The organism is Pseudonocardia sp. EC080619-01 (genome assembly GCF_001420995.1).
Lineage (GTDB): Bacteria > Actinomycetota > Actinomycetes > Mycobacteriales > Pseudonocardiaceae > Pseudonocardia.
Window position 1 is genome coordinate 4,744,488 of the sequence record NZ_CP012184.1, and the last position, 13,440, is coordinate 4,757,927.

Consider the following 13,440-nt stretch of genomic DNA (forward strand, 5'->3'; position numbering starts at 1 on the left):
GGACCGGCCGGGTCTAGCGACCGAGGTCGACGACGACACGGTCGCCCTCCGCCCGGCCGACGCACAGCGCGGTCCGGCCGGGACCGGCCGGGTCACCGGTCGTCGTGCCCGCCAGCAGCGGGACGTGGCAGGTGCCGCAGAAGCCCTGCCGGCACGAGTACGGGACGTCCGGGCGCACCTCGCGCACCGCGTCCAGCGCCGTCCGGTCCGCGGGCACCGCGATCTCCGGACCGCCCGCGACCTGCACGGTGAAGGGCCTGCCGTCCCGGATCGGGGGCGGGGAGAACCGCTCGGAGTGGAACCGGCGCACCGCGGGCAGCGCGCGGCGCACCGTCTCGATCATCGCGGGCGGGCCGCAGCAGTAGACGGCGGTGACGTCGTCGGCGGTGCCCGCCGAGAGCAGCTCGTCCGCGCCGGGCGCGCCGCGGTCGTCGTCCGGGCGGCGGACCACCCGCCGCGGGTCGAGCGCGGCGAGCTCGGCGGACAGCGGCATCGACCCGAGGTCGCGTCCGGTGTGGACCAGCCGCCACGGCAGGCCCGCCGCGTGGACGGCACGCACCATCGGCGCGATCGGTGTGATCCCGATGCCACCGGCCAGGAACAGGTACCCGGGAGCGGCGGCCAGCGGGAACGCGTTGCGCGGCCCGTGCAGCCGCAGCCGGGCCCCGGGCACGAGCCCGTGCACCTCGGCGGAACCCGTCCCGCCGGGGACCGCGCGCACCGCGATCCGGTACACCGACCGGTCGGCCGGGTCCCCGCACAGCGAGTACTGGCGCAGCCGCCCGGACGGCAGCTCGACGTCGACGTGTGCGCCGGGCCGCCAGCCGGGCAGCGGCGCGGGGCCGGCCGGCACCAGTTCGAGCGACGCGACGTCAGGGCACGGCCGGTGCACCGACCGGACCTCGACGAGCAGCGTCCGGTCCACCGGGTCCGACGGGCGGCGGCGCCGGGCGCCGCGGGCCGAGAGCCGCTGCGCGAGCGTCGTCACCGCCGACAGCGTGGTCGCGGCCCGGTTCGGGTACGGCGGCGGGGCGACGCTCATGCCGTGCCGCCGGTCTCCGGGTGCTCCCCGCCCTCGGCGCGGCGCGCTGCGGGGGAGAGCGCCAGGTAGGCCACCGCGGCGTCGGTGTCACCGTGCCGGGCGGGATGGAAGCGCGGGCTCAGGTAGGTCAGCACGGCGCGGGTGAACATCCACGGTCCCGGAACCAGGCCGCGCCGCGACGCCCGCAGGTAGTCCCGCAGCCGCACCCGCCGCTGCGGGGTGCCGCGCAGCTGCGGGTCGCGCGCGCAGAGCTGGCGGGTGCCGTCGGCCCAGAGCTTCGCCAGCGCCGGGCCGCTGACGACCATCGACCGGATGCGGCGCAGGTACCGGCCGTCGAGATGGACGTAGAGGTCGTGCGCGACGCTGCGGTGCTCGACCTCCTCGGCGCCGTGCCAGCGCAGCATGTCGAGCATCTGCGGGTCCGCACCGGCGGCGTCGAGCTCGGGGGAGTGCAGCACCCACTCCCCGAGCACCGCCGTGAAGTGCTCGATCGCCGCGATCAGCCCGACCCGCTCGACCAGCCACTCGCGGGCGTCGTCGCCGGTCAGCCCGCGGTCGCCCAGCAGGTCGTTGAAGATCCATTCGACCTGCTCGACGTACCGCGAGACGTCCACACCGGCGTCGAGCAGGTGGTCCAGTGCCCCCTGGTGCGACGTCGCGTGCATCGCCTCCTGTCCGATGAACCCGCGGACGTCCTCGGCGAGTGCCTCGTCGTGCACGTGTGGCAGCGCCTGCGAGAAGACCTCGACGAACCACCGCTCGCCCTCGGGCAGCAGCAGGTGCAGCACGTCGATGAGGTGCGAGGCGAACGGCTCGCCGGGGATCCAGTCGGTGCGGAGGGTGGAGAAGTCGAACCGGACGTCGCGGGCGTGCAGGGCGATCCGGTCGTCGTCGGCAGTGCTCATCGGCGGTGCTCCTCCCGGGCGGGGGTCGGTGACGGACGGCCGGTGCCGCCGTCGACGCGGGCGACGGCGCGCAGCAGGCCCGGGGCCAGGCGCGACGCCAGCAGCCCGGCGTGTGCCTCGGCGGTGACGGGGGCGAGCGGCAGGTCGCCCTCGACGGCCCGGACGAGCCGCCGGGCGACCCGCTCGGGGGTGTAGCCGCGCCGTGCGTAGGCGGCGCCGGCCGCGTGGCGGCGGGCGTCCTGCTCGTCGTCGCCGGTCCCGGCGAACCGGGTGTGCGCGGTGATCGGGGTGTCGACGAAGCCCGGGCACAGGGCCGTGACCCCGACGCCGGCGTCCGCCAGCTCGGCGCGCAGGCACTCGGACAGCATCAGCACGGCCGCCTTGGTGGTCGCGTAGGCGGGCAGCGCGCGGGACGGGAGGAAGGCCGCCGCCGACGCCGTGTTGACGATGTGGCCGCCCTCGCCGTGCTCGGTCAGCAGCGCCCCGAAGTGCCGGCAGCAGTGCACGACGCCCCACAGGTTCACGTCGACGATGCGCTGCCACTCGGCCAGCGTCGTCTCGGCGAACGGCCCGGCGACGGCGATCCCCGCGTTGTTGACGACGACGTCGGGCACCCCGTGCTCGGCGGCGACCCGGCCGGCGAGCTCGGCGACGGCGGTGTCGTCGGCCACGTCGACGGTGTGCGCGACCGCTCGGCCCCCGGCCCGCTCGACCTGCGCCACGGTCTCCGCGGCGCCGTCGGCGGACAGGTCCGCGACGACGACGCGGGAGCCCCGGGCGGCGAACGCGAGCGCGGTCGCGCGGCCGATCCCGCTGCCCGCCCCGGTGACGACGGCGAGCCCGCCGTCCCAGCGCACGGCCCGGTCCCGGCGCCCGCCGGAGGCGACCAGTGCGGTGCCCCGGGAGCGTGCGCGGGCGAGGGCGGGCCCGCCCTCCCCGGTGGTGCCGGTCGCGGTGGCGCCGGCGACCATCTCCGCCGTGCACCGGGCGATCACCTCCGGCCGCTGCCGGACCACCCAGTGCCCGCCGGGCAGGTAGCGCACCCGCAGGTCGGGGGCGAACTCCGCCGCGCTCGTCGCCAGTGCGGGCGTCACGTACGCGTCGCCGCGCGGAGCGAGGACCTGCACCGGGACGTCGGTCCGGCGCGGCTCGGGACGCCCGAGGCGGCGCGGGAGGTTGTGCCGGTACAGCTCCAGCCCGTTGACGGCGTCGCGCACCGCGGGCCGCGGGATCCGCTCGCGGCGGGTCAGCAGCCCCCCGAGGAACCCGCTGCGCACGGCAAGCTCCGGCACCACCGGCAACCGGAAGAACAGCGTGTACCAGGAGTGCGCGGCCTGCTTCAGGACCGCCCGCAGGTCGCGCGGGGACCGGCGGCGCAGGAACAGCGCGACGTGGTCCAGGCACGGCCCGGAGATCGAGGTGAAGGACGCGACCCGCCCGGCCAGGACGGTCCCGGTGACCGCGTGCCAGGTCTGGATGGCGCCCCAGTCGTGGGCGAGCAGGTGCACCGGCTCGCCGGGGGACACGGCGTCGCACACCGCGCGCAGGTCGGCGCCGAGCAGTTCCAGGTCGTACCCGGCCGGGCCGGCGGGGGCCTCCGAGTCTCCGTGGCCCCGCACGTCGTAGGTGACGACGTGGTGGTCGGCCGCCAGGAGCTCGGCGACACCGTCCCAGACGTGCCGGTCGTCGGGGTAGCCGTGCACCGCGACGACGGTCGGCCGGGACGGGTCACCACGCTCCTCGACGGCCAGCCGGAGTCCGTCGGAGCTCGTCACCGCACTGTGAGACACCGCGTCATCGTAGAAAATCTGTCAACAAGACGCCAGGGGGTGCTACTTCATGGTGGCGAGCTGGATCAGGTTCCCGCAGGTGTCGTCGAGGACGGCGACCACGACGGGGCCCAGGTCGGTGGCCTCCTGGGTGAACTCGACACCCAATCCCTTGAGGCGCTCGACCTCGGCGTACACGTCGTCGACGGCGAACTGGGTGAAGGGGATGCCGTCGGCGGTCAGGGCCTTCTTGAACGGGCCGGCGGCGGGGTGCCCGTCCGGCTCCAGCAGCAGCTCGACGCCGTCCGGGTCGGCGGGGGAGACCACGGTGAGCCACCGCGCGTCGCCCGCGGGCACGTCGGTCTTCGGGACGAAGCCGAGCTTGTCGGTGTAGAAGGCGAGCGCCTTGGCCTGGTCGTCGACCAGCACGCTGGTGACGTTGATGCGGATCATGGGAGGGGTCCTTCGCGGTCGACGGGCCACCGTTCGGCGATCGCGCGCAGCGGGCGCGCGTCGATGTGGTGGAACTTGTACCGGCCCTGGCGGCGGGTGCGCACCAGGCCGGCCTGTTCCAGCACCGCGAGGTGCTGGGAGACGGCCTGGCGGGTCGAGCCCAGGCCGTGCTTCATGGAGAGTCGGCCGCAGATCTCGAACAGGGTCTGCCCGTCCCGCTCGGTCAGCTCGTCCAGGATGATGCGCCGCGTCGCGTCCCCGATCGCCTTGAACAGCTCCGGGTCCGCGTCCACGGACCCTTTATAGGCAAGTATGTACTTGCCTGTCAAGGGCGGCCGGCGCGCTCACCCGCCGCCCACATCGTCGCGACCCGGCCGGTGACCCGGTCGTGCGCCGCGCGCACCGCGGGCCCGGCCGCCCGGACGCCCGCGAGGGCGTAGAGCAGCTCGCCGTCGGGCCCGTGGTCGAGGTCGAGCAGGCCGTGCGCGCGGGCCAGCCCGACGACGAGGTCCTCGGCCGTCGTGCGGGCGCACCCGGCCGCCCGGTCGAGCGCGGCCACCGGGCCGGGCTCCGCGCCCGGGAGCAGCAGCCGTCCCAGCGCGCGGGCCAGCCGTCCCAGGGCGTCGCAGTCGGCGGGGGAGACGGCGACCAGGCACAGGTCCGGGCACGGCCCGGGCCGGTAGCCCGGGCGGGCCTGGGCCGCGCGCAACGGTCCGGACAGCTGCCGCCATGCTCGCAGGGCGCCGCCGGCCGCGGCGGGCGCGTGCACGTCGGTCGCGAGCGCGGTGAGTGCGGCGGACAGCGTCCGGTCCACCCGGGACCAGGCGACCCGGTCCCGGGGCAGGGCGCGCAGGACGGTCCCGGTCGTCGTATCGCCCATGGCTCCTCCGCCCTGCCGCGACTGTTGCGGACCGGTTCGCCCGGGTCCGCCGCATCGTTACGGGGCGTAGCCAGAAGTGGGGAGGAGGTAGGTTCGGCGGATCCGTACCCGTCGATCGGAGGCGCGTGTGTCCGACCAGCCGCCCGCATGGTTCACCTCGGCGGTCGCCACGCCGGCCGGCACCGGGCAGGTCGAGGTGGACGGCGTCCCGATCGTCTACCGCACCTGGGGCGAGCCGGGCGGTCCCGGCGTCCTGCTGGTACACGGCGGGGCCGCGCACGCGCGCTGGTGGGACCACGTGGCGCCGTTGCTGGTGGAGGGCTCCCGGCGGGTCGTCGCCGTGGACCTGTCCGGGCACGGCGACTCCGGGCGCGCCCCGTCCTACGACCTGGACCGGTGGGCGGCCGAGCTGCGCGGGGTGATCGGCGCGGCCGGCCTGGGTGAGCGTCCGACGCTGATCGGGCACAGCATGGGCGGCTTCGTCACGCTCACCGCGGCCCTGCGCCACGGCGAGGAGCTCGCGGGTGCGGTCGCGGTGGACTCCCCGGTGCGGGAGCGCTCCCCCGAGGAGCGGGCCGCCCGGCAGCGGCGGGCGTTCGGCCCGGCCCGCGTGCACACCGACCGCGACGCGCTGCTCGCCCGTTTCCGCACCGTCCCCGAGCAGGACGGCGACCTGCCGTGGGTGCACCGCCACATCGCGGAGCACAGCATCCGTGCCGTCGACGGCGGCTGGAGCTGGAAGTTCGACCCGAAGATCTTCGGCGGGATCGGGCTGACGCCCGGCGAGCTCGGGCGGCCCGGGTGCCGGATCGCGCTGTTCCGCGCCGAGTACGGGCTCGTCCCGGCGGACATGGGGGAGATGGTCGTCGACCGGATGGGCCGCGCGGCCCCGGTCGTCGAGATCCCCGGAGCCGGGCACCACGTCATGATCGACCAGCCGCTGGCGCTGGTGACCGCGCTGCGCACGCTGCTCGCCGACTGGGAGCACTCGGTGCCCGTGGTGGCCCCGGCGTTCTAGAGTGGCGCCATGACCGAGCAGTCAGAGCTGACCGTTTCCGAGTCCGAGGTCCTGGTGGAGCGCCGCGACGGCGTCCAGGTGATCACCATCAACCGGCCCCGCGCGAAGAACGCCCTCAACGAGAACGTCGCGACGGCGGTGGCCGCGGCCGTCGACGAGCTCGACGCCGACGGCGACCTGCGCGCCGGGGTCCTCACCGGCGCGGGCGGGGTGTTCTCCGCCGGGATGGACCTCAAGGCGTTCCTGAAGGGCGAGCGGCCCTCGCTGCCCGGCCGCGGGCTGTGCGGGATCACCCAGCGGCCGCCGCGCAAGCCGATGATCGCCGCCGTCGAGGGCTGGGCGCTGGCAGGCGGCTTCGAGCTGATGCTGGCGTGCGACCTCGTCGTCGCCGCCCGTGGCGCCCGCTTCGGGGTGCCGGAGGTGAAGCGGTCGCTGGTCGCCGCGGCCGGTGGCGCGCTGGAGCTGGCGAACCGGGTGCCGCGGGCGCTGGCCCTGGAGATGCTGCTGACCGGCGACCCGATCGACGCCGCCCGCGCCGAGGCCGCCGGTCTGGTCAACCGGGTCGTCGACGACGGCGGCGCGCTCGACGCCGCCCTGGAGCTGGCCGCGCGGATCGCGGTGAACGGGCCGCTCGGCGTCGCGGCGTCGAAGCGGGTGGTGCTGGAGAGCCCGGACTGGGGCGACGACCGCTGGGCCCGGCACGACGACGTCGTCGGCCCGGTCCTGACCTCCGAGGACGCCCGCGAGGGCGCCGCCGCGTTCGCCGAGAAGCGCGACCCCGTGTGGCGGGGCCGCTGACCCCGGGCGTCACCCCGTGCTGGTCGGCGCCGCCGGAGCCGGTGCTTCGTCGAGCTGGTAGACCTGCCGGGCGACCTCCAGCAGCAGGGTGTTCGCGGTCTGCCGGCCGTCGAGCCCGACGGTCAGGTTGCTCCAGATCACCAGCGTCACGTCGTTGACCGGGTCGTGGCCGGCGAAGGCGTTGTAGCCCGGCATCTCGCCGAAGTGGAAGTACATGGTGGCGCCGGGGGCGAGTGTCTGGCGTTCGATGCCGTACCCGTACTGGGATGCGTCGGGCTCGGCCGGGTCCGCGGGGCGCGGGCTGCCGGCCCACCGCTCCTGGGTCGCGGCGTCGAAGACCCGGCCCCCGGCCAGTGCCCGGATCCAGGCGGCGAGGTCGTCGGCGGTGGACACCACGCCGCCCGCCGCCCAGGCGTAGGACGGGTTCTGGTGGGTGTGGTCGACGGGCGCCAGCGTCCCCGCCCGCGCCGCGGCCTGCACCTCCGGCGGGTACGGCACGTCCACCAGCGCGTACGCCGACCCGCCGTACATGTAGCCGTGCGAGTACGGGTCGGGCAACGACGCGTCCGTGGCCGCCGGGAGGTACGTCGCCCGCAGGCCGAGCGGATCGAGCAGCCGGTCCCGGTACACCTGGCCCAGCGGCCTGCCCTCGACCTGCTCGACGACCAGGCCGAGCAGGGTGTAGTTCGTGTTGCTGTAGTCGTAGGCGGTGCCGGGCGGGAACAGCGGCGGGTGCCGGTACGCGATCGCCAGCGTCTCCTGCGGCGTCCAGACCTTCCCGGGATCGGCGTCGAGGGTCGCCGCGAACCCGGGGTCGCCGGTGAACCCGTACAGCCCGCTGCGCATCGTCAGCAGGTCGGCGACCGTGATGTCCCCGCCGCCGGGGACGCCCGGGACGTGGGCCGACACCGGGTCGTCGAGCCGCAGCCTGCCCTCCTGCGCGAGCTGGACGACCACCGCGGCGGTCAGGGTCTTGGTGATGGAGGCGATCCGGACCCGGGTGGCGCCGTCCGGCCGGTCCGTGGCGCCGCGCCGGGTCGTGCCGGTGGTGGCGGTGAACGCTCCCTGCGGGGTGCGGACCTCCACCACGGCGCCGGGGACCATCAGCTGTGCGGCGGTCCGGTCGACGGCGTCCTGCAGCGCTGCGGGGTCGATCGTCCGCAGCACCGGCGGGCCGCCCGGGACGGCCGGTGACGGGGTCGGTGTCGGTGCGGCCGGCGGGGCGCCGGCCGTCGACGGGGGTGCGGCACCCGCCGCGCACCCGCTCACCAGGAGGAGGACGGCCACGAGCACGCCCACGGGCCCACGCCCGGGCGGGTTCCGGCACCACTCGGCACGAGGACGCATCCGCTGCTCCGACGCTTCACGGGGCCCGCACCGGGCCGGTCCCACCCATGCTGGGGCAGGGCCCGTGGCGTCACAGCCACCGTCCGGACCAGCGGGGATGCGGGCGCCCGGGGTAGGCGAGACGGTGTCAGCCCGTCCCGGAGAACGTCTGCCAGAGCAGCACGCCGTTCAGCGCCACCACGATCGCGGTGACGACGACGGCCGCGGCCGTCGTGGCCCGGTGGTTCACCAGGTCGCCCATCACCGACCGCTTCGCCGTCAGCCACACCAGCGGGGCCAGCGCGAACGGGATCCCGAACGAGAGCACCACCTGCGACAGGACGAGCGCCTGCGTCGGGTCGATGTCGAAGCCGAGCACGACGAGTGCCGGGGCGAGCGTGAGCAGCCGGCGCAGCAGCAGCGGGATCCGCCGGCGCAGGAACCCGGCCATGATCACCTGCCCGGCGTAGGTCCCCACCCCGGACGAGGCGAACCCGGACGCCAGCAGCGCGATCGCGAACCCGTAGGCCGCGACGGTGTCGAGCTCGGTCCCGAGCCCGGCGAAAATCCCCTCCAGGGTGTCGGTGCCGGGCACGTCGGTGCCGAAGAACAGCGCGGCCGCGACGACCAGCATCGACAGGTTGACCAGCCCGGCCAGGCCCATCCCGAGCACGATGTCGGTCCGGCCGGTGCGCAGCAGGAAGCGGGTGTCCTCCGGGGAGCGCGCCACCAGCCGCTTCTGGGTCAGTGCCGAGTGCAGGTAGATCACGTGCGGCATGACGGTCGCGCCGAGGATGCCGGTGGCGAGCACGAGCGAGTCCAGACCCGCGAAGCCCGGGACGAGACCGGCGGCGACCCCGCCGGGATCGACGTCGGTGCGGAACAGCGTCGACGTCAGCCCGACCAGGATGATCGCGAGCAGGAACACGATCGCCCGCTCGAACGGCCGGTGCCCGCGCGACTGCAGGCCCAGCAGCGCGAACGCGATCACACCGGTGATCAGGCCGCCGGTGAACAGCGGGATCCCGAACAGCAGGTGCAGCGCGACCGCGCCGCCGATCACCTCGGCGAGGTCGGTGGCGATCGCGACCAGCTCGGCCTGCGCCCACATGAACCGGGTGCCCCACCGGGACAGGTGCTCCCGGCACAGCTCGGGCAGGTTCTTGCCGGTGGCGAGGCCGAGCTTCGCCGACAGCGACTGGATCAGCATCGCCATCAGGTTGGCGACGACGATCACCCAGACCAGCAGGTAGCCGTAGCCGGCGCCGGCCGAGAAGTTGGTGGCGAAGTTGCCGGGATCGACGTAGGCGACCGCGGCGACGAACGCCGGGCCGAGCACGACCAGGCGGCCGCGCCAGCCGCGGCGGCGCAGCTGCTCGACCGTGACGGTCCCGGAGTCGGTCCCGGGGCCGTCGGTACGCACCGTCGCCATGGTCGCCCCCCGTGGTGTGAAGGTCCGGCGAAGACGGAGTGTAGGTGCGGCTAACTCTGCACGGAAGTGGGGTCCAGCCTGCGGTGCATCACGTGCAGGCCGGTCGTCGACCCGTCGGGGAGCCGGAACGCGTCCGGCACGATCCCGACCGTCGCGAACCCGAGCGAGTGCCACAGCGCGACGGCCCGGGTGTTGGTCGCGACGACCGCGTTGAACTGCATCGCCGTGTACCCGAGGGAGCCGGCCAGCGCGACGACGTGCTCACCCAGTGCGCGCCCGGTACCGCGCCCGGCCCGCTCCGGGTCGACGGCGAAGCTCGCGGTGGCCACGTGCGAGCCGGGGCCGGGCTGGTTCGGGCCGGTCTTGGCGGTGCCGACCACCACGCCGTCGTCGACGGCCACGACGACCCGCCCGGGCGGCGGGAGCATCCACATGCCGCGTGCCCACGTCTCGCCGGCGTCGACCGGCACGGTGTAGGTCCGGCCCTCGGCGAAGATCGGGCGCAGTACCGCCCAGATCGCCGGCCAGTCGTCGTCGGTCGCGTCCCTGATCTCCACCGGCTCAGGGTAGGTAGAGCTCGCGCGGGCCGGCGTCGAGGGCCTCGACCGAGCCGCCCGTGTGCTCGGCGAGCCAGTCGCCGAACCCGTCGACGTCGTCCTCGGCGACGGCCACGGTCAGCGTGACGTCCGCGCCGTGCTCGACGTCGCAGAGCCGGTAGGCGGAGTGGCGCAGGTCGTGCTCGAGGCGCCCGGCCCGGTCGTGCGGCACGGCGAGCAGCAGCTCGCGGTGCCGGACCCGGCGCAGCTCCCCGACGGTGTCGAGGGTCTCGGCCAGCGCGCCGGAGTAGGCCCGGACCAGGCCGCCCGCGCCGAGCTTGGTGCCGCCGAACCAGCGGGACACGACGGCGACGACGTCGGTGAGCCCGCGCCGGGCCAGCACCTCCAGCATCGGGACGCCTGCGGTGCCCGAGGGTTCGCCGTCGTCGTTCGAGCGGGCGGTGAGGTCCCCGGTGGCCGGGTCGCCGATCCGCAGGGCGGTGCAGTGGTGGGTGGCGTCCGGTCCGGCCCGCCGGACCCGCTCGATCACGGCGGTCGCGGCCTCGACCGTGCCGGTGCGGGCCACGGTGCACACGAAGCGGGAGCGCTGGATCTCGATCTCGTGCACCCCGTCGCGGGCGATCACCCGCACGACGCGCTCCGGGTCACACCGTGACGGCGCTCGCCATCGGCGGCGCCACGGGATCGATTCAGTGCAGACTGGTCGTGTCCGGTGAGGGGCTCCGCCCCACCCGGCGGTGCCGCCCCTCCCGGCACGAGAGCGGTCCCGGAGATCCGGGACCTCCGGGAGAAGAAGGGACCCACACCCATGAGCGACACCCTCCGCGTCCTCCGTAGCGGCCTCGGCACGATCGCCCGCCGGATCGACGCCTACACCCTGCAGGCGTTCAACCCGGTCTACCCGACGCCGGCGGGCCGGGGTCGCTGACCCCCGGCCCACCGGCCGCCGTCACGGGCGCCCGAGGGCGGAGCGGCGCTCAGTCCTCGCCGTCGTCCCGCGAGGGGATCTTCAGCGGCCGCAGCCGCACCCACAGCACGAACAGCGCGCCGACGACCAGCATCGCGATGCCGGTGTCGAGGTTGAGGTTCGTCCCGCCGGTCTTCGCCAGGTTCTCCGGATCGTTCCCGGAGACCAGCCCGACGATCAGCAGGACGAGGCCGTAGACCCCGAACAGCAGCGCGATCACCGAGCGCAGGTCGAACAGGTTGGTCGCGGTGGTCGAGATCGGGGCGTCGGTCCCGGCCCGGTCGCCGGTCCCGGGGTCGACGCCGCCGGAGTTGTCCTCGGTCATCTCTGGTCTCCCTCCGGTCAGCCGACGATGATGTAGAGAACCACGGTCAGGGCGAGCACCAAGGCTCCCAGGACCATGGGCGACCGGTACCAGCCCGCGTCGTCGCCCTCCGAGGAGTGCGTGCGGGCCTCCTTGGACGTCAGGCTCCAGACCAGACCGACCAGCTCGGCGTCCGGCTTCGGGGTGCTCACCATCGACACCCCGGCGGCGACGCCGACACCGACGACGAACGCGGCGATCGCGCCGACGAAGCTGCCGGCCTGGCTGGACATCTGCCACACCTCGGTGCGCACCAGGACGTCGACGAGCACCGCGGCCGTGGTGCCGGACAGCAGGCCGATCCAGGCCGACGGACCGGTCATCCGCTTCCAGAACAGGCCCAGGATGAAGATCGCGAACAGCGGTGCGTTGAAGAAGCTGAACAGCGACTGGATGTAGTCCATCAGGTTCTCGGAGCCCGAGGCGATGAACGCCGTACCGATCGCCAGCACGCAGCCGATGATCGTCACCATCCGGCCCACCTGCAGGTAGTACCGGTCCGGGCGGTCCGGCCGGAGCCAGTCCTGCCAGATGTCGTAGGTGAACACGGTGTTGAACGAGCTGATGTTCGCCGCCATGCCCGCCATGAACGCGGCCAGCAGGCCGGCGATCGCGACGCCGAGGATGCCGTTCGGCAGGACCTCCTTCATCAGCAGCGACAGCGCGTTGTTGTAGGTGATGCCGTCGACGGCCTCACCGCCGCCCTCCTTCACCGCGCTGATCTGCGGGACCAGGATCGCGGCGATCATGCCGGGGGTCACGATGACCAGCACGACCAGCGCCTTCGGGAACGCGCCGATGATCGGGGTGCGCCGGGCCGCGGACATGCTCTTGGCCGACAGTGCGCGCTGGACCTCGGCGAAGTTCGTCGTCCAGTAGCCGAACGAGAGCACGAAGCCGAGACCGAACACGATGCCCAGCACGGACAGGAACGGGTTCGCGATCTCGGTCAGCGGCGTGCCCGGCCAGGCGTTGAGGTCGGCGCCCCCGCTGGGGCCCTCGGTCACCGCCCTGGTCAGGCCGTCCCAGCCGCCGACCCGGTTCAGCCCGGCGACGGTCAGCGGGATCAGCAGCGCGAGGATCACGAAGAACTGCAGGACCTCGGTGTAGATCGCCGCGGAGAGGCCGCCCAGGCTGATGTACCCGAGGACCACGACGGCCGCGACCGGGATGGCCAGGTACAGCGACCAGCCGAGCAGCGCCTCGAGCACCAGGCCGAGCGAGAACAGGTTGACGCCCGCGATCAGGATCGAGGCCACCGCGAAGATCACGGCCTGCACCCGCTGGGTGGTCCGGTTGAACCGCTTGAGCAGGAACTCCGGGACGCTGCGGGCCTGGGAGCCGTAGTAGAACGGCATCATCACGATGCCGAGGAACACCATCGCCGGGATGGCGCCGAGCCAGTAGTAGTGCACCGTCGGCACGCCGTACTGCGCGCCGTTGGCCACCATGCCGATGAGCTCGATCGCGCCCAGGTTGGCCGAGATGAAGGCCAGACCGGTGATCCAGGCCGGCATCGACCGGCCGGACAGCAGGAAGTCGAGGCTCGACGACACCGAGCGCCGGGCCGCGTAGCCGATGCCGAGCACCAGCACGAAGTAGAAGGCGACCAGCAGGTAGTCGACGAGGTTCGGGTTGAGGCGCAGGACGTCCTGAGCGGTCATGCCGCGACCTCCCGCAACGCCTCCGGGGCCCGCCCGGGGGCCGTCTCGCGGTGATCCATCTCGGAAGCTCCTCGCCGTCGAGTGCGTACGTCCAACCGGCCCGGGCGACGACACGGTGCGCGAGCCACCGCACAAGCTAGACCGCACTCGGACAGAAGTGAACACTTTCGCGCGAAGTTGAGACCCTTGCGTGATGATCGGAGTCCACATAATCGGGTCCCGCATTCTCTGCGCCCGCTTGCTGACCGTTCGTATTTGTTGCATT

Annotated in this window: 14 protein-coding genes; 2 read left to right on the plus strand and 12 right to left on the minus strand. The window is 74.2% G+C overall.

Annotation, left to right across the window (positions count from 1 at the left end; genetic code table 11):
• Positions 1-13 precede the first annotated feature (13 nt).
• The 6 genes from AD017_RS22275 to AD017_RS22300 are packed head-to-tail and all read right to left on the minus strand — an operon-like array spanning position 14 to position 5,049.
• Positions 14-1,042 carry a PDR/VanB family oxidoreductase gene (locus tag AD017_RS22275; RefSeq protein WP_010237344.1) on the minus strand — a complete coding sequence of 343 codons (1,029 nt, stop codon included), beginning with the start codon at positions 1,040-1,042 and terminating at the stop codon, positions 14-16.
• A complete protein-coding gene (locus AD017_RS22280; protein WP_010237342.1) occupies positions 1,039-1,947 on the minus strand; it encodes a metal-dependent hydrolase in 909 nt (302 codons plus the stop codon). The genes AD017_RS22275 and AD017_RS22280 overlap by 4 nt, the downstream gene beginning before the upstream one ends.
• Positions 1,944-3,737, minus strand: coding sequence for an SDR family oxidoreductase (locus tag AD017_RS22285; protein WP_227012825.1), 1,794 nt, complete (start codon positions 3,735-3,737; stop codon positions 1,944-1,946). Before AD017_RS22285 ends, AD017_RS22280 begins: the two co-directional genes overlap by 4 nt.
• 42 nt (positions 3,738-3,779) lie before the next feature.
• Positions 3,780-4,169, minus strand: a complete 390-nt coding sequence (locus AD017_RS22290) for a VOC family protein (protein ID WP_060575423.1) — start codon at positions 4,167-4,169, stop codon at positions 3,780-3,782.
• Entirely contained in the window at positions 4,166-4,462 is a 297-nt protein-coding gene (locus AD017_RS22295; RefSeq protein ID WP_060575425.1) for a helix-turn-helix transcriptional regulator, read from the minus strand. Before AD017_RS22295 ends, AD017_RS22290 begins: the two co-directional genes overlap by 4 nt.
• Before the next feature lie 32 nt (positions 4,463-4,494).
• Positions 4,495-5,049, minus strand: a complete 555-nt coding sequence (locus tag AD017_RS22300) for a hypothetical protein (RefSeq protein ID WP_060575426.1) — start codon at positions 5,047-5,049, stop codon at positions 4,495-4,497.
• A 127-nt stretch (positions 5,050-5,176) separates the two neighbouring features.
• Here AD017_RS22300 and AD017_RS22305 point away from each other — a divergent pair, with 127 nt between their 5' ends.
• Both AD017_RS22305 and AD017_RS22310 read left to right on the plus strand, forming a co-directional pair.
• Entirely contained in the window at positions 5,177-6,067 is an 891-nt protein-coding gene (locus AD017_RS22305) for an alpha/beta fold hydrolase (protein ID WP_010239947.1), read from the plus strand.
• 9 nt (positions 6,068-6,076) lie between these two features.
• On the plus strand, positions 6,077-6,865 hold the full coding sequence (locus AD017_RS22310; protein ID WP_010239949.1) for a crotonase/enoyl-CoA hydratase family protein: 789 nt from the start codon (positions 6,077-6,079) through the stop codon (positions 6,863-6,865).
• 9 nt (positions 6,866-6,874) lie between these two features.
• On the opposite strand, the gene AD017_RS22315 is transcribed toward AD017_RS22310, so the two are convergent.
• The 6 genes from AD017_RS22315 to AD017_RS22340 all read right to left on the minus strand — a co-directional run bounded on the left by AD017_RS22315 (position 6,875) and on the right by AD017_RS22340 (position 13,175).
• On the minus strand, positions 6,875-8,164 hold the full coding sequence (locus AD017_RS22315; RefSeq protein WP_082398866.1) for a serine hydrolase: 1,290 nt from the start codon (positions 8,162-8,164) through the stop codon (positions 6,875-6,877).
• Between the two features lie 175 nt (positions 8,165-8,339).
• A complete protein-coding gene (locus tag AD017_RS22320) occupies positions 8,340-9,623 on the minus strand; it encodes an Nramp family divalent metal transporter (protein WP_060575428.1) in 1,284 nt (427 codons plus the stop codon).
• A 50-nt stretch (positions 9,624-9,673) separates the two neighbouring features.
• Positions 9,674-10,180: a GNAT family N-acetyltransferase gene (locus tag AD017_RS22325; protein WP_010239958.1), complete on the minus strand. Its 507-nt coding sequence runs from the start codon at positions 10,178-10,180 to the stop codon at positions 9,674-9,676.
• A 4-nt stretch (positions 10,181-10,184) separates the two neighbouring features.
• A complete protein-coding gene (locus AD017_RS22330) occupies positions 10,185-10,811 on the minus strand; it encodes a YigZ family protein (protein ID WP_060575430.1) in 627 nt (208 codons plus the stop codon).
• Positions 10,812-11,157: 346 nt separating this feature from the next.
• On the minus strand, positions 11,158-11,472 hold the full coding sequence (locus tag AD017_RS22335) for a hypothetical protein (RefSeq protein WP_010239966.1): 315 nt from the start codon (positions 11,470-11,472) through the stop codon (positions 11,158-11,160).
• A gap of 17 nt (positions 11,473-11,489) precedes the next feature.
• Positions 11,490-13,175, minus strand: coding sequence for a sodium:solute symporter family protein (locus AD017_RS22340; RefSeq protein WP_060575432.1), 1,686 nt, complete (start codon positions 13,173-13,175; stop codon positions 11,490-11,492).
• Positions 13,176-13,440: the final 265 nt, after the last annotated feature.